This is a genomic window from Klebsiella sp. LY (genome assembly GCF_004010915.1).
Taxonomy (GTDB): domain Bacteria; phylum Pseudomonadota; class Gammaproteobacteria; order Enterobacterales; family Enterobacteriaceae; genus Klebsiella; species Klebsiella quasipneumoniae.
In genome coordinates, this window is the sequence record NZ_CP022444.1 from 3,297,778 (window position 1) to 3,313,336 (window position 15,559).

The window sequence follows — 15,559 nt, forward strand, 5'->3', positions numbered from 1 at the left end:
GGGAGAAAGGCGGCATCGCGCCAGGCCGGTACCCTCTCCCCGGCGGGGAGAGGGGAGGGTGAGGGGGCGACCTCTTAGCGTTTTGAACCGTAATAGACTTCATTCCAGCGCAGCGCGTCTTTGAAGGCCGGCAGACGGGTGTCGTTGTCGATGACCGTCAGCTCGATATCATTCAGTTCGGCGAACTGGCGCATATCGTCGAGGTTCAGCGCATGGCTGAAGACGGTATGGTGCGCGCCGCCGGCGATGATCCAGGCTTCCGAAGCGGTACGCAGATCCGGCTGCGCTTTCCACAGGGCGTTAGCCACCGGCAGCTTCGGCAGGTCGTGCGGGGTCGGGACGGTTTCGATGGTATTGACCAGCAGACGGAAGCGGTCTCCCAGGTCGATCAGGCTGGCGACAATCGCCGGGCCGGTCTGAGTATTGAAGATCAGGCGCGCCGGATCCGCTTTGCCGCCGATGCCCAGCGGCTGGACGTCGAGGATCGGTTTCTCGGCGGTGGCGATCGTCGGGCACACTTCCAGCATGTGCGAGCCGAGCACCAGATCGTTGCCGTTGTCGAAGTGGTAGGTGTAATCCTCCATAAAGGAGGTGCCGCCCTGCAGACCAGTTGACATCACCTTCATGATGCGAAGCAGAGCGGCGGTTTTCCAGTCGCCCTCGCCGGCAAAGCCGTAGCCCTGCTGCATCAGGCGCTGTACGGCGAGCCCCGGGAGCTGTTTCAGGCCGTGGAGATCTTCAAAGGTGGTGGTAAAGGCGTGGAAACCGCCCTGTTCGAGGAAGCGTTTCATCCCCAGCTCAATGCGCGCGGCGTCCAGCACGTTTTGACGCTTGTCGCCGTGAACCTGCGCCGCCGGGGTCAGACGATAGCTGCTCTCGTATTCATCGACCAGGGCGCTGATATCGCCGTCGCTGACGCTGTTGACCACTTGCACCAGATCGCCGACCGCCCAGGTGTTCACTGAGAAGCCAAACTTGATCTGCGCCGCGACTTTATCGCCGTCGGTCACCGCCACTTCGCGCATGTTATCGCCGAAACGGCACACTTTCAGATGGCGAGTATCCTGTCTGGAGACCGCCTGGCGCATCCAGCCACCGATGCGCTGGTGGGCCTCTTTATCCTGCCAGTGGCCGGTCACCACGCTGTGCTGCTGGCGCATACGGGCGCCGATGAAGCCGAACTCGCGGCCGCCATGCGCGGTCTGGTTCAGGTTCATAAAGTCCATATCGATGCTGTCCCAGGGCAGCGCGGCATTGTACTGGGTATGGAACTGTAGCAGCGGCTTGTTGAGAATGGTCAGGCCGTTGATCCACATTTTTGCCGGCGAGAAGGTGTGCAGCCAGACCACTAACCCGGCGCATTTGTCATCGTAGTTAGCGTCGCGGCAGATGTGAGTGATTTCGTCCGGGGTGGTGCCCAGCGGCTTAAGGACCAGTTTGCACGGCAGTTTGGCTTCCGCATTCAGGCTGTTCACCACATGTTCGGCATGCTTCGTCACCTGGCGCAGGGCTTCCGGGCCGTACAGATGTTGGCTGCCAATAACGAACCATATTTCATAGTTATCAAAAATCGTCATTTTCGTATCCTTAATGGGTGAGCGCTGCCTGAGATTGCGGGGCTTTTTCCGCCTTTGCAGCCGAAGGGAGATAGTGTTGTTCGGCGCTGACCGACCACTGTTGGTAGCGCTGATAGAGTTGTTCGAAACGCTGTGCCTGCGCCGGGCGCGGCTGCAGGGTGGTTTCCACCTGGCTTGCCATCCGCTGCTGGGCGGCTGGAATATCCTCATAGACACCGGCGGCGACGGCGGCGAAGATAGCCGCCCCCAGCGCGCAGCACTGATCGGAGGCGACAATTTGCAGCGGACGGTTCAGCACGTCGCAGCAGGCCTGCATGATGACCTGGTTTTTCCGCGCGATACCGCCAAGCGCCATGACGTTGTTAACCGGGATCCCCTGCTCGGTGAAGCACTCCATAATGGCGCGGGCGCCGAAGGCGGTGGCGGCGATCAGACCGCCGAACAGCGCCGGCGCGTCGGTGGCCAGGTTAAGGTCGGTGATCACCCCTTTCAGGCGCTGGTTGGCATTCGGCGTGCGGCGGCCGTTGAACCAGTCAAGCACCACCGGCAGATGCTCCAGCGATGGATTGTTGGCCCAGGCTTCGGTGAGCGCCGGCAGTAACTGTTTTTGGCTGGCTTTGATTTGCTCCCGCAACGCTGGCTGCTGCTGGGCTAGCTGCTCCAGCGGCCAGCCGAGAATGCGACCGAACCAGGCGTAAATATCGCCGAAGGCGGACTGGCCTGCCTCCATACCGATAAAGTGCGGGACTACGCTGCCGTCGACCTGGCCGCAGATGCCTTTGACCGTGCGGTCGCCGACGCTCTCTTTATCGGCAATCAGAATGTCGCAGGTGGAGGTGCCGATGACTTTCACCAGCGCGTTAGGCTGCGCGCCGGCGCCCACGGCGCCCATATGGCAGTCGAAGGCGCCGCCGGAGATGGCCACGGTCTGCGACAGGCCCAGGCGCTGGGCCCACTCTGCGCTCAGCGTGCCGACCGGCACATCGGCCGTCCAGGTATCGGTGAACAGCGGCCAGGCCAGATGCTGGTTAATGATGGGATCAAGCTCATCGAAGAAGCTGGCCGGCGGCAGACCGCCCCAGCTCTCATGCCACAGCGATTTATGCCCGGCGCTGCAGCGGCCGCGGCGCAGATCCTGCGGACGGGTGGTGCCGGAGAGCAGGGCGGGTACCCAGTCGCAAAGCTCCACCCACGAGGCGGCTGCCTGGGCGACGGCGCTATCTTCCCGGGTGACGTGGAGGATTTTGGCCCAGAACCATTCGCTGGAGTAAATCCCGCCAATATAGCGCGAGTAATCCTCTTTGCCCGGCTGGTGGCACAGGCGGGTGATCGCCTCGGCTTCCTCGACCGCGGTGTGATCTTTCCACAGGACAAACATGGCGTTAGGGTTGTCAGCGAATTCTTCGCGCAGCGCCAGCACGTTGCCCTCGGCATCAACGGGTGCCGGGGTTGAGCCGGTGCTGTCGACGCCAATGCCCACGACGTCGGCGCGCTGTTCGGCGCTCAGGGAGGCAAGTACGCTTTTCAGCGCCGCTTCCATGGACTCGATGTAATCTCGCGGGTGGTGGCGGAACCGGTTGTTAGCGCCATCGCAATACTGTCCTTCCCGCCAGCGCGGATACCACTCCACGCTTGCCGCCAGTTCTGCGCCGGAGGCGCATTCCACCGCCAGGGCGCGGACTGAGTCACTACCAAAGTCGAGGCCAATCGCAATTGCCATCTTGTTACTCCATGCAGAAATCATTCATGCAGCAACAGTAGATATCCCCGGCAAAATCCGTCAGGCCGGATTCGCTAATCTTATGGATTATTTTGCTGTCACCTCGCAAAGTGTGACGCCGTGCAAATATTCGATGTGGACTTTCCTGCCGTATTTATAGACACTTTTGTTACCCGGCATATCACGGTGGAATGCACGCCGCTGGCGCTTTTTTCGCTTGCTGTGCGGCTTTTTAGCGAAATTCCCACTGCCGTCGCAGTCGTGACAGGGCCGAGAGCGATAAAATGATGAATATGGACAATTGGTGTCACTAATACCTTCGGGGAGAACCACGCGTATGGCCGAAACGCAAAACGATCCGCTGCTGCCGGGCTACTCTTTTAACGCTCATCTGGTCACCGGTCTGACGCCGATTGAGGCGCAGGGATACCTGGATTTTTTTATCGACCGCCCGCTGGGTATGAAAGGCTATATCCTCAACCTGACGATCCGCGGCGAGGGGGTGATCAACAACCACGGCGAGCAGTTTGTCTGCCGGCCGGGCGATATGCTGCTGTTCCCGCCGGGGGAGATCCATCACTACGGCCGCCATCCCGACGCCAGCGAGTGGTATCACCAGTGGGTCTACTTCCGCCCGCGCGCCTACTGGCACGAGTGGCTCAACTGGCCGACCATCTTCGCCCAGACCGGCTTTTTCCGTCCGGACGAACAGTGGCAGGCGCGCTTTGGCGAGCTGTTCGGCCAGATAGTCGATGCCGGACAGGGGGCGGGGCGCTATTCCGAACTGCTGGCGATTAATCTGCTGGAACAGCTCCTGCTGCGGCGGATGGAGGCGATCAACGAATCGCTGCATCCGCCGCTGGATAACCGGGTGCGCGACGCCTGCCAGTACATCAGCGACCATCTGGCGGACAGCCATTTTGATATCGCCAGCGTCGCCCAGCACGTCTGCCTGTCGCCCTCGCGTCTGTCGCACCTGTTCCGCCAGCAGTTAGGGATCAGCGTGCTCGGCTGGCGTGAAGACCAGCGCATCAGCCAGGCCAAACTGTTGCTGAGCACCACGCGGATGCCGATCGCCACCGTCGGGCGCAACGTCGGCTTTGAAGATCAGCTCTATTTTTCCCGCGTGTTCAAAAAATGCACCGGCGCCAGCCCGAGCGAATTCCGCGCGGGATGTGAATAAAAAGTAAAGAAAGTGAAATGATGACCCGCTTAAATGTCACAGCCAGTAAACTATTAAGACAATTGTTGGCTTGACGACGGCGCGATGGCTTCGGAGAATCCGGGCTTCGTTTTTTAACCGGGTACATTATGCAAGCATTGCTCGAACACTTTATTACCCAATCCACGGTCTACTCGTTGTTAGCCGTGATGCTGGTGGCCTTTCTCGAGTCGCTGGCGCTGGTGGGGCTTATTTTACCCGGAACGGTGATGATGGCCGGCCTTGGGGCGCTGATTGGCGGCGGTGAGGTTAATTTCTGGCAGGCGTGGCTGGCGGGGATCGTGGGCTGTCTGCTGGGAGACTGGATCTCATTCTGGCTCGGCTGGCGCTTTAAAAAGCCGCTGCACCGCTGGTCGTTCATGAAGAAAAACCGCGCCCTGCTGGAAAAAACCGAGCATGCGCTGCACCAGCACAGCATGATCACCATCCTGATTGGCCGCTTTGTCGGGCCGACGCGTCCGCTGGTGCCGATGGTTGCCGGGATGCTCGACCTGCCGGTGGCCAAATTCGTGCTCCCGAATATTATCGGCTGCCTGCTCTGGCCGCCGCTCTATTTCCTGCCGGGGATTCTCGCCGGCGCGGCGATTGATATTCCGGCCGATGAAAACAGCGCCAGCTTTAAATGGCTGCTGCTGGGGGCGGCGCTGCTGGCCTGGCTGGCGGGGTGGCTGTGCTGGCGGCTGTGGCGGAGCGCGAAAACGTCTGGCGATCGGCTGTCCCGCTGGCTGCCGCGCGGGCGTCTGCTGTGGCTGGCGCCGTGTATGGTCGCGCTGGCGGCAACGGCGTTAACATTTGTCTTCCGCCATCCGCTGATGCCGGTCTATCTGGCGATCCTGCACAAGGTTATCGCGCGCTGATCCCCATCAGATGCGAGGCGCTGCTGCGGCCGCTTAACAGTTCGGCGGTAGCGCCATCCCAGACAATGCGCCCTTCGGCGACCACAATCGAGCGCGGCGCGATGCGCGCGGCATCTTCCACGCTGTGCGAAACCATCAGCAGGGTGAGCTGCTGCTGTTCACAGACATCCGCCACCAGCGCCAGCATCTCCTGACGCAGCGCCGGGTCGAGCGCCGAGAAGGGTTCATCCAGCAGCAGCACCGGCTGCTGGCGCACCAGACAGCGGGCCAGCGCCGCGCGCTGCCGTTGACCGCCGGAGAGCGCTCCCGGCAGGCGGTCAAGCAGGGCATCAATTCCCATCTGGGCGGCAATCGCCGTGACTTTATGCTGCTGTTCGCGGCTCAGTTTCAGGCCAGGGTGGATCCCGAGGCTGATATTCTGCCGAATGGTCAGATGGTTAAACAGGTTATTCTCCTGGAACAGCATCGAGACCGGACGCTGCGCCGGCGGCGTCGCGTGATGCGTCTCGCCGTTAATCTGCAGGCTGCCGCTGGCGGGCGGCAGAAAACCGGCGATCAGATTCAGCAGGGTGCTCTTTCCGGCGCCGCTGGGGCCGAGCACCGCGATGCGCTCGCCGCGCGCGACGTCGAGAGTAAAGCGCATCGGCAGATGTTGGTACAGCCAGGTCACATCATTGAGTTTTAGCATCACGCCCCGGAAGTTTTTCAATCAGCGTAAATAGTAAGAAACAGAGCAGCAGCAGAAGCAGAGCGGTGACGGCGCCGTCCTGGCTGCGGTAGGCGCCTATCTGCTGGTAGAGATAGAAAGGCAGGGTGCGGAACGCCTCGTTGCCGAACAGCGCCACCACGCCGAAGTCGCCAATCGACAGCACGCAGGCGAAGGCTAACGCTTGGGCTAGGGGGCGCCGGAGCGCGCGAAGTTCGATGACCCGCAGTCGCGTCAGGCCTTCGATCCCCAGCGACTGGCACAGCATATTGTAGCGGACGGCAATGTCGCGCATCGGGTTTTCCAGCACTTTAAGCGCGTAGGGGATCGCCATCAGAGCGTTGGTAAAGATGACGATGCCGTCGGCGGACTCCGGCAGGCCGATGCTGTTATTGAGCAGCAGAAAGAAGCCGGTAGCCAGCACGATGCCCGGCATGGCAAGGATCAGCATGCCGCTCAGCTCCATCGCCTGCCCGGCCAGCGGCCGCTGGCGGGCGCGCAGCTCTCGACTGCTCCATAGCAGCATCATTGTCAGGGTCACGCTCAACAGCCCGGCGGCGATGGCGATGCGCAGGGAAGTCGTTAATGCCTGCCAGAGGGCGGGCTGCGCCAGCACGTCCAGCATATTGCGGTTGACCCCGTCGACGATGACCGCCAGCAGCGGCGGCAGCAGCAGCAGCAGGGCGGCGCCGATCAGCAACCCATCGCTCAGCCGGCTATGCAGGCGATCGTCAGGGTCACGCCAGCCGCGGACATGGCTGACGCCGATAGCCACCGCTTTACTGAGGCGCTGGCTGAGCAGCACCAGCCCGAGGCAGCAGAGCATCTGAATCAACGCCAGCATTGCCGCTCGCGCCGGATCGTAGTCAAAGCTCAGCGCCTGGTAGATAGCCAGCTCAATCGTGGTGGCCTTCGGGCCGCCGCCCAGCGACAGCACGGTGGCGAAGCTGGCAAAGCAGAGCATAAAAATCAGCGCGGCGACGGCGGGAATGTGCCGGCGCATCCATGGCCATTCGACGAGGCGGAAGAAGGCATAGCCGCGCATGCCAAGCTGGGCGGCAATTTGCCGCTGCTCGCCGGGAATGTTCTCCAGCGCCTGCAGCAGCAGGCGGGTGGCCATCGGCATATTGAAAAAGACGTGCGCCAACAGGATGCCCTGCAGGCCGTAAGGTGAGAAATCCCACTGCCAGCCGAAAGTGTGAAACAGCGATGCCAGCCAGCCCTGGCGGCCATAGACGCTGAGGATGCCGAACACCGCCACCAGCACCGGCAGGATCAGGGTCATCGCGCACAGGCGCAGCAGCAGCGTGCGGCCGGGGAAGCGACGCCGATAAAGCGCGCGGGCGAGAAAGATAGCCGGCCCCACCGAGAGCAGCGCTGACAGCGACGCCTGCCAGAAGGAGAAGCGCACCACATGCCAGAGGTAGCTATCGCTGAAGACCGTCCGCCAGCCCGCGCCGGGCGCGCTGAACCACAGCGCCAGAAACGCCGCCAGCGCGACGGCGCAGAGCAGCGTAGCGGCGAACAGGCCCGGCAGCAGCCCGCTCAGGTTTAGCGGCTGACGGCGCGTTGCCATGCGCTAATCCAGGTCTGACGCTCGCTGGCGACCTGCTGCGGGGTAAACGTCAGCGTGGTCTGCGGTTTTACCAGGCTTGCAAAACCGGCCGGCAGCGCGACCTGGGTCACCGGATACATCCAGTTGCCGGTGGGGATAGCGTTCTGGAAGCCGGGCGAGACCATGAATTTGAGGAATTTTTCCGCCAGTTCCGGCTGCTTGCTGGCGGCGGTGCGGGCGGCAACCTCGACCTGCAGATAGTGGCCTTCCGCGAAGTTCGCCGCCGCATAGTGGTCTTTCTTCTCTTCAATCATGTGGTAGGCCGGCGAGGTGGTGTAGCTCAAGACCAGGTCGCTTTCCCCTTTCAGGAACAGACCGTAGGCTTCGCTCCAGCCCTTGGTGACGGTAACGGTTTTCGCCGCCAGCTTCTGCCAGGCCTCGGGCGCTTTATCGCCATAGACCTTTTGCATCCACAGCAGCAGCCCCAGCCCCGGGGTGCTGGTGCGCGGATCTTCATAGATGACCCGCCATTTTTGCGGGCTCTCGACCAGCTCTTTCAGGCTCTTCGGCGGGTTGGCCAGTTTGTTTTTGTCATAGACGAAGGCGAAATAGCCGTAATCGTAGGGGACAAAGGTGTCGTTATCCCAGCCGCCCGGCACGCTGACCGCGCTGGCGGGTACGTTGCTTTTGGCAAACAGTTTACTCTGCGCCGCGGCTTCCAGCAGGTTGTTATCAAGGCCCAGCACGACGTCGGCCTTGCTGTTTTTGCCTTCCATGCGCAGGCGATTCAGTAGCGAAACGCCATCTTCCAGCGCGACGAACTTCAGCTCGCAGCCGCAGTCCGCTTCAAACGCTTTTTTGACCGCCGGGCCGGGGCCCCAGTCGGCAGAGAAGGAGTCATAGGTATAGACAGTGAGGACAGGCTTCGCCAGAGCGGGCATGGCGACCAGCGCCAGCAGCGGGAGTAATTTTTTCAACACTTTGCACCTCAGAAAAAAGGGGGGGCAAAGGATTTTGAGTGAGCCTCAAATCCCTTCGCCGGCGTTATCCGGATCAGGTTCGACGGGTATTTTCTCAGCCCATACGCTTCATCCTTCAAGCCGCATCTGCGTTAGCTTCGCGCGTTCACCCCAGTCACATAGTTATCTATGCTCCAGGGGATTCACCCGCTTGCTGCCTTGATGCAACTTGAATGATATTGCGTATGTTTATTAGCACCCCGTTGAGAACGGCCTTAGTGTAATGATTTTGTCAGATGACGGAAAGGCTTACGGCTCCGGCGGCGCAAACCATGCGGATTTAAAATCGAACCAGCCGAGGGTGTTCATCCGCACGCCGCGCATACTGCGCTGGCCCTGAATCATCAGCCAGTGATGGATCAGCGGCACGATATGCTGGCTGGCCAGCAGACGCTGACTCCAGGTGGCCGGATTAAACTCTCCCGCGCGCCAGCGGCTGGCGTCTTCCTGCCAGTCGATGGGGATGCAGCGCTGAATCAGCGGGACTTCGTACAGATAGGCGAATAGCGAGAATTCGATTGGCAAGGTGAAGTTAACGCTGTTGAGCCAGATATCGCTGACTACCTCGCCGCGATGCCAGGCATCGTACTCCAGCTCCTGGATCTCCAGCTTCACCTGATGCGCGGCCAGCAGGTCGCGCATGATCCCGCCGATCACCCGGTGTTCGACGTGATCGCGGTAATAGGTGAGGGTGACCGTCTCCAGCCCCGCCGGCTTGTCGCTGGCGTGATTGCTGGCGTGATGCCAGCGCGGCAGCAGGCCGTAGGCGGGAAACCAGTTGCCCTGGTAGTGTTCGCCCGCGTGGTAGAGCAGGTTCGCGGGCTGGAACAAATAGCTTAACCAGCGGCGCACCGCCTCGTTGGCGCCCAGCGGGCTTCGCGAGTCAAACAGCAGGTAGTAGCACCCCTCTTCCAGACGACTCTCCACCGCCTTTTCGCTTTCGGTATTGCCCTGCAGCGTCAGGCCGCCGTTGGGCTCTTCGCTAATTTCCGGTAGCACCCAGACGTTCACCTCATCGATCAGCGCCCGGTAGCCAAAATAGTCCTCAAAGGCGTGGATCTTGAGCTGGTTCTGATTGTTACGCACCACGGCATACGGGCCGGTGCCGACCGGCATCGAAGAAAAGTGGTTCATGGTCTGCCACTCCTGCGGCAGCACCATCGCTGGCACCTGGCCCAGCAGCCAGGGCAGCCAGCGGTCGGGCTGGCGCAGATGAATATCCAGGGTCCAGGCGGTGGGCGACTCGATGCGTTCGATATGCGAATAGAGCGGCAGGGCATTGCTGCGCTGCAGAGAAGCGATCACATCGCTCATCTCCAGCTCACGGCCATGGTGAAAATGGATGCCTGGTCGGAGGAAAAAGCGCCAGTGGGTGGGCGTCAACTGCTGCCAGTGGTGGGCAATATCAGCTTCCAGTTCCCCATTTTCCTCATTTACCCGCGTCAGCGCGCTGAATATTTGCCGGGCGATATGGGTTTCCGAACGTCGCAGCGCGCTGCCGGGCAGTAAATTCTTCATCGGCCGGTAGTAGAGCACGCGCAGGATGTGCCGCCCCTGGCGGAAGCTGCGCCCGAGATGCGAGACCAGCATCTGACGGACGGCGGCTTTATCGCCGACCAGCTGCACCAGCTGATCGATGCGATCCTGTTCAAGCAGATCTTCGGCACGCTGCTGCTGCAGGGCGAGGCCGGTATAGAGAAAGGTCAGCCGCGAGCGTTTTCCGCGGCCAGCCTCCGCCTCCCAGGTCAGCCAGCCGCGGGACTCCATCATATTAAGCAAGGTGCGCATGTGGCGGCGCGAGCAGCTCAGCATTTCCGCCAGTTCGTTGAGGGTGGTCTCCTGCGACTTGCCGTCGCAGCACTGCCATAGACGGATGAACTGTTGTTGCAGACGGCCGGAAGACATAAAAGGGGAACTCCTGCGCAAAACTCAGCAATTTATTACTCCCCATATTAAGCCAATAATGAATCCCGATGAAGCGAGGAGGTGAATATGATGAGGTCTACCGCAAAATCGTTCTACCAGCGCTACTTTTCTGCGACGCAGGAAGCGTCCTGGCTGGCCCGCCTGATGGCAGGACGACAGCAGGAAATCCTGGGAGAACTGATGCAGTGGGGAGTGACGTCAAAGACCTCTAATCATTGACTTGCAGACATCATGTGTGACTGAGTATTGGTGTTATACTCGTCGTTTTTCAAGCTGCAGGTGCGCTAGCCCGGGTCTATCGCTGTCGATGAGCCCTGGCCCTATGTTCTGGCCGCGTGAATCGCCCCTAAGGGACTCACCCTTTCAGAGCCATCGCAAGCGGTTAACCGTTTGCTCCTGCAATGTGAAATCCACAGAGTATAGAATCACCCGCCAGCAGAAAGCCTCTGCTGGCTTTTTTCGTTTACTTCGCGTGTGTTAAGGACATTCCATGCTGTGGTTGATGACGATGGGACGACGGCTAAACGGCGTCTATGCCGCCTTTATGCTGGTTGCTTTTATGATGGGCGTGGCGGGCGCATTGCAGGCCCCGACGTTGAGTTTGTTTCTCAGCCGCGAAGTGGGGGCGCAGCCGTTCTGGGTGGGCCTGTTCTACACCGTGAATGCGATAGCCGGGATCCTGGTGAGCCTGGCGCTGGCCAAGCGCTCCGATAGCCGCGGCGACCGGCGGCGGTTAATTATGTTCTGCTGTCTGATGGCGGTAGGCAATGCGCTGCTGTTTGCCTTCAACCGCCACTATCTGACGCTGATCACCTGTGGGGTGATGCTGGCATCCATCGCTAACGCCGCCATGCCTCAGCTCTTTGCCCTGGCGCGGGAATATGCCGACAGCTCGGCGCGGGAAGTGGTGATGTTCAGCTCGGTCATGCGTGCCCAGCTGTCTCTGGCGTGGGTGATTGGCCCGCCGCTGGCCTTTATGCTGGCGCTCAACTATGGCTTTACCACCATGTTCTCTATTGCGGCGGGCATCTTTGCGATCAGCCTGGCGCTGATTGCGGTCAAACTGCCCTCGGTTCCGCGCGTGGAACAGCCCTCGGAAGAGGCGGAGGCGCTGGCGCAGGCCGGCGGCTGGCAGGACAAGAATGTGCGGATGCTGTTTATCGCCTCCACCCTGATGTGGACCTGCAACACCATGTATATCATTGATATGCCGCTGTGGATCAGCAGCGATCTCGGGCTTCCCGACAGTCTGGCCGGGATCCTGATGGGCACCGCCGCCGGCCTGGAGATTCCGGCGATGATCCTCGCCGGCTACTACGTGAAGCGCTTTGGTAAACGTAAAATGATGGTAGCGGCGGTGGCGGCCGGTGTGCTGTTTTATCTGGGGCTGATCCTGTTTCATGCCCGAACGGCGCTGCTGGCCCTGCAGCTGTTCAACGCCATTTTTATCGGCATAATCGCCGGGATCGGCATGCTGTGGTTCCAGGATTTAATGCCGGGACGCGCGGGGGCGGCGACCACCCTGTTTACCAACAGTATTTCCACTGGCGTGATCCTCGCCGGCGTGATGCAGGGGGCGCTGTCGCAGAGCTATGGCCACGCCAGCGTCTACTGGACGATCGCCGCGATTTCGCTGGTGACGCTGTTTTTAACCAGCAAGGTGAAAGATATCTGACCGTCCTCTTCGCCCCGGCGTGCAATTCGCCGGGGCCGCCGTCTTTACTTCAGTTCGATTCGCTTGATGTCGCCGATGATAAAAATGTAGGCAATCACGCCGATCAGCGCCGTCAGGCCGACGTAGATCAGTGCGTAAAAGAAGTTACCCGTTGCGGAGATAATCACGCCAATTATCAGTGGGGCTATAATCGACGCCATATTAGCGCAGAAATTAAATATCCCGCCGGTCAGGCCTGCCATATTTTCCGGGGCAATATCAGAAATTAACGTCCAGCCCAGACCAACCATTCCCTGACCAAAAAATGCCACTGACATAATAATAATAACGGTGCTGTTGGCGCTCACCCAGTTCGCCGCAATAATACAGCTGGAGAGTAATAATCCGGAAATTATTGGTAACTTCCGACTGATATTGACGGAGCCGGTTCGCTTCAGCAGTCGGTCCGAGATCCAGCCGCCGAAGAGGATGCCGATGGCGGCGGCGAGAAACGGCCAGGTGGCGAAGAAGCCAACGTGCAGCCAGGGAAGATGGCGCTCGTTGGCCAGATAGCTGGGAAACCACGTCAGGAAAAACACCAGCGTGGTGTTGCCCGCAAACTGACCCAGACTGGCGCCGAGGATCTGGCGACAGCCCAGCAGGCGCCTGGCGTCACGCCAGTTAAATGGAACGTTCTGGATTTTATTGTTAATACCGTTTGCGCCGATATAATCCAGCTCCGCTTGATTAGCCGTGCGCGATTCATGGGGTTCGTGATAAAAACGCCACCACACCAAAGTAAATAAAATACCTAATCCTCCGGTGAGGAAAAAAAGCGTTCTCCAGCCGTGATGTTCGAGGATTAAAAATAACAGCGGTGAGAAGGCCGCCAGTCCTATATATTCACCAACCGTATATGTTGCCGTCGCCCGTGCGCGCTCATGCTGCGGGAACCAGGTGCTGACGATGCGGCTGTTGGCCGGGAAGCAGGGCGCTTCACTGACGCCAAGTCCCAGGCGCAGAAGCAGCAGAGATTTAAGCCCGAGGGTGAAACTTTGCAGCAGGGTAAACAGCGACCAGAAGAAAATTGACAGGGCATAGGTCAGTTTGTTGCCGAAGCGGTCTAAAAACATGCCGCCGGGGATCTGCGCCAGGGCATAGGTCCAGGCAAAGGCGGAGAAAATGATGCCCATCATCGCCGGATCGATATGAATTTCCTGGGTTAACTGTGGGGCAACGATACCGAGGATGGTGCGGTCGAGATAATTGATCATCGTTCCGACGGACAACAGCAGTAAAATAACTATCCGAACGTGGCTTCTTTTTTTCGTCCCTGATGAGGAAGTGAGGACTTCCTGAGAGTTTGACATACTCATAGCGAGTTCCTTTAAAGTTTAAAATATTTTTGCATATATTTGTATATGCAAAAATATCTCCGGGAACTATAGGTAGTATCTATGAATGGCAACGCTTTGTGGCACATTCATACGCTTCAGAAAATAATATTTGATACACCGCCGATATTTACCCGCTCATGCACATTATTGGTGGCTTGCATGGTATATTAGCATCAGTGGATTTATTCTTATATTATACGGGCAAAAATAATGAACCTAAAGCAACTTTATTATTTTAAACGTCTGTCTGAAACTGAACATTATACCGAAGCGGCCTCCAGTCTGTGCATCACCCAGCCTTCGCTAAGCCATGCGATATCAGAGCTGGAGAAGGAGTTAGGGGTCGCACTGTTCGCCAGACAGGGACGGAACGTTAAAATTACGCAAAACGGCAAGCGTTTTCTGCCGTATGTCGAAGATGCCCTGGCCTCACTGGAAAATGGCCGCACAGTTTTGCAAAAAAACGGCGCTGAAAATAAAGAAAACATTCGTATCGCCTTTATTTACACGATGGGCGAATATGTTGTTCCGCAGTTAATTAATAAATATTCTCTTTCACCTGAGTTTCACAATGTGACTTTTTCTTTTACTCAAGGGACCTCGCTGACGCTGTTGCAGGAGCTGAAAGCGGGAAAAGTCGATCTGGCGATCTGCTCTTATATTGCCGATGAGCCCGATATCGATTTTATTCCGGTTATTCAGCAGGAGCTGGTGGTGGTGACCGCCAGGGATCATCCGCTGGCCCGTCTGTATGAACATGAAGTCGACCTCGTGGAGACGATTCATTATCCCTATATCTATTTTTCAGAAAATAGCGGCTTACGTCCGTTTATCGATAATGTATTTATGCAGCAAAAGCTGGTGCCGGAGATTGCCTGCTACGTGGAAGAGGATACCGCGATGGCCGGGCTGGTCAGCATTGACTACGGGATCGCGATCATGCCGCGGATCTCGGCGCTCTCCCATTACAACGTCCATATCCTGAAGATTAAAAACACCCTCCCTCCGCGCTATATCTATCTGGCGACCATGAAAGACCGGGGACTTTCCCCGGCGCTGCAGTCGTTTAAAAATGTGGTCATCCACGACAGCCAGAAGATCTGTTAGCGAATAGCCCGGAGTGGTCCTCCGGGCTAAGGGGTTATCAGGAGAGAATATCCATCACTTCACGCAGCTTATTGATGGCTATCTGTCCCGGCGCGGAAGCTTGACCCACTGTACCGAAGGTCATGGCTGAGCCAAAAAGACGCCCGGTCACCCGGCTGACGCCGCCTGATTTTCCCATCGACATGGTGATCAGCGGGCGGGTGGCATACTTCTCTTTCATGGTCAGCGTGGCGGCGAGCAGGGTCAGAACGTCCTGCGGCGATTGCGGCATCACCGCGATCTTCGGCAGATCGGCACCCAGATCCTGCATGCGGCGCAGGCGATAGATGATATCTTCCTGGGCGGGGGTTTTATGAAAATCATGGTTACTCATGATCACTTTGACGCCCGCGGCATGCGCATCGTCAACCAGCGCGCGGATCTGCGCTTCATCATTGAACAGCTCGACATCGATGACATCAACCAGTCCACTGCGCGCCGCTTCGCGGTTGAGCGCGAAGTAGGCATCGTCGCTGAGCTCGGTCTCGCCGCCTTCTTTCTTGCTGCGGAAGGTGAACAGCAACGGCAGGGCTTTCAGCGCACCACGGATTTCCGCCAGCGCGGCCATCACCTGGGCCATCTCTCTGACCTGCGTAAAGTGATCAACGCGCCATTCGATGATATCGGCGCCGGCGTCGACCAGGCCGTGGGCGTTACCCAGTATTTCATCCAGCGTTTTGCCGATCAGCGGTACACAAATTAAGGTTTCCCCTTCCTGGAAGGTGATGTTCTTTACGGTAACTGCATTTGTCATGTAGGCATCCATTATTATTCGCGTTG

At 58.8% G+C, this 15,559-nt stretch carries 13 protein-coding genes and 1 riboswitch; of the genes, 5 read left to right on the plus strand and 8 right to left on the minus strand.

Translation table 11 applies throughout. The features are described from left to right. Positions 1 to 74: 74 nt before the first annotated feature. Complete coding sequence (gene araA, locus CE636_RS19070) at positions 75 to 1,577, minus strand: L-arabinose isomerase (protein WP_004204297.1); 1,503 nt, start codon at positions 1,575 to 1,577, stop codon at positions 75 to 77. A 10-nt stretch (positions 1,578 to 1,587) separates the two neighbouring features. Next, positions 1,588 to 3,297, minus strand: coding sequence for a ribulokinase (araB, locus tag CE636_RS19075; protein WP_017901200.1), 1,710 nt, complete (start codon positions 3,295 to 3,297; stop codon positions 1,588 to 1,590). Between the two features lie 337 nt (positions 3,298 to 3,634). Here araB and araC point away from each other — a divergent pair, with 337 nt between their 5' ends. Next, positions 3,635 to 4,480, plus strand: a complete 846-nt coding sequence (gene araC / locus CE636_RS19080) for an arabinose operon transcriptional regulator AraC (protein WP_004204301.1) — start codon at positions 3,635 to 3,637, stop codon at positions 4,478 to 4,480. Between the two features lie 128 nt (positions 4,481 to 4,608). Beyond that, entirely contained in the window at positions 4,609 to 5,376 is a 768-nt protein-coding gene (locus tag CE636_RS19085; RefSeq protein WP_017901199.1) for a DedA family protein, read from the plus strand. Here the strand turns inward: CE636_RS19085 and thiQ are convergent. The 4 genes from thiQ to sgrR form a co-directional block, all read right to left on the minus strand. Further along, on the minus strand, positions 5,363 to 6,064 hold the full coding sequence (gene thiQ / locus CE636_RS19090; protein WP_017901198.1) for a thiamine ABC transporter ATP-binding protein ThiQ: 702 nt from the start codon (positions 6,062 to 6,064) through the stop codon (positions 5,363 to 5,365). The genes CE636_RS19085 and thiQ overlap by 14 nt on opposite strands. Next, complete coding sequence (gene thiP, locus CE636_RS19095; RefSeq protein WP_004204304.1) at positions 6,048 to 7,658, minus strand: thiamine/thiamine pyrophosphate ABC transporter permease ThiP; 1,611 nt, start codon at positions 7,656 to 7,658, stop codon at positions 6,048 to 6,050. The genes thiQ and thiP overlap by 17 nt, the downstream gene beginning before the upstream one ends. Beyond that, on the minus strand, positions 7,634 to 8,617 hold the full coding sequence (gene thiB / locus CE636_RS19100) for a thiamine ABC transporter substrate binding subunit (RefSeq protein WP_004204306.1): 984 nt from the start codon (positions 8,615 to 8,617) through the stop codon (positions 7,634 to 7,636). The genes thiP and thiB overlap by 25 nt, the downstream gene beginning before the upstream one ends. Before the next feature lie 32 nt (positions 8,618 to 8,649). Further along, positions 8,650 to 8,869: riboswitch (TPP riboswitch) on the minus strand. 36 nt (positions 8,870 to 8,905) lie between these two features. Next, the gene (gene sgrR / locus CE636_RS19105; protein ID WP_017901197.1) at positions 8,906 to 10,561 is read right to left on the minus strand and encodes an HTH-type transcriptional regulator SgrR; all 1,656 of its coding nucleotides are present in this window, start codon (positions 10,559 to 10,561) and stop codon (positions 8,906 to 8,908) included. Between the two features lie 87 nt (positions 10,562 to 10,648). On the opposite strand from sgrR, the gene sgrT reads away from it, so the two are divergent. Both sgrT and CE636_RS19115 read left to right on the plus strand, forming a co-directional pair. Next, a complete protein-coding gene (sgrT, locus tag CE636_RS19110; RefSeq protein WP_017901196.1) occupies positions 10,649 to 10,801 on the plus strand; it encodes a glucose uptake inhibitor SgrT in 153 nt (50 codons plus the stop codon). Between the two features lie 271 nt (positions 10,802 to 11,072). Then, positions 11,073 to 12,257, plus strand: coding sequence for a sugar efflux transporter (locus CE636_RS19115; protein WP_004204311.1), 1,185 nt, complete (start codon positions 11,073 to 11,075; stop codon positions 12,255 to 12,257). A gap of 44 nt (positions 12,258 to 12,301) precedes the next feature. On the opposite strand, the gene CE636_RS19120 is transcribed toward CE636_RS19115, so the two are convergent. Next, positions 12,302 to 13,612 carry an MFS transporter gene (locus CE636_RS19120; RefSeq protein ID WP_017901195.1) on the minus strand — a complete coding sequence of 437 codons (1,311 nt, stop codon included), beginning with the start codon at positions 13,610 to 13,612 and terminating at the stop codon, positions 12,302 to 12,304. Positions 13,613 to 13,843: 231 nt separating this feature from the next. On the opposite strand from CE636_RS19120, the gene CE636_RS19125 reads away from it, so the two are divergent. Next, positions 13,844 to 14,740, plus strand: a complete 897-nt coding sequence (locus CE636_RS19125) for a LysR family transcriptional regulator (RefSeq protein ID WP_004204315.1) — start codon at positions 13,844 to 13,846, stop codon at positions 14,738 to 14,740. A 37-nt stretch (positions 14,741 to 14,777) separates the two neighbouring features. Here CE636_RS19125 and aroD read toward each other — a convergent pair whose 3' ends face one another. Beyond that, complete coding sequence (aroD, locus tag CE636_RS19130; protein ID WP_004204316.1) at positions 14,778 to 15,533, minus strand: type I 3-dehydroquinate dehydratase; 756 nt, start codon at positions 15,531 to 15,533, stop codon at positions 14,778 to 14,780. Positions 15,534 to 15,559: the final 26 nt, after the last annotated feature.

Bases quoted from the DNA above. Each gene is read 5' to 3' on its own strand.
- araA (WP_004204297.1), bottom strand. From the start codon at position 1,577: ATGACGATTTTTGATAACTATGAAATATGGTTCGTTATTGGCAGCCAA.
- araB (WP_017901200.1), bottom strand. From the start codon at position 3,297: ATGGCAATTGCGATTGGCCTCGACTTTGGTAGTGACTCAGTCCGCGCC.
- araC (WP_004204301.1), top strand. From the start codon at position 3,635: ATGGCCGAAACGCAAAACGATCCGCTGCTGCCGGGCTACTCTTTTAAC.
- CE636_RS19085 (WP_017901199.1), top strand. From the start codon at position 4,609: ATGCAAGCATTGCTCGAACACTTTATTACCCAATCCACGGTCTACTCG.
- thiQ (WP_017901198.1), bottom strand. From the start codon at position 6,064: ATGCTAAAACTCAATGATGTGACCTGGCTGTACCAACATCTGCCGATG.
- thiP (WP_004204304.1), bottom strand. From the start codon at position 7,658: ATGGCAACGCGCCGTCAGCCGCTAAACCTGAGCGGGCTGCTGCCGGGC.
- sgrR (WP_017901197.1), bottom strand. From the start codon at position 10,561: ATGTCTTCCGGCCGTCTGCAACAACAGTTCATCCGTCTATGGCAGTGC.
- sgrT (WP_017901196.1), top strand. From the start codon at position 10,649: ATGATGAGGTCTACCGCAAAATCGTTCTACCAGCGCTACTTTTCTGCG.
- CE636_RS19115 (WP_004204311.1), top strand. From the start codon at position 11,073: ATGCTGTGGTTGATGACGATGGGACGACGGCTAAACGGCGTCTATGCC.
- CE636_RS19120 (WP_017901195.1), bottom strand. From the start codon at position 13,612: ATGAGTATGTCAAACTCTCAGGAAGTCCTCACTTCCTCATCAGGGACG.
- CE636_RS19125 (WP_004204315.1), top strand. From the start codon at position 13,844: ATGAACCTAAAGCAACTTTATTATTTTAAACGTCTGTCTGAAACTGAA.
- aroD (WP_004204316.1), bottom strand. From the start codon at position 15,533: ATGACAAATGCAGTTACCGTAAAGAACATCACCTTCCAGGAAGGGGAA.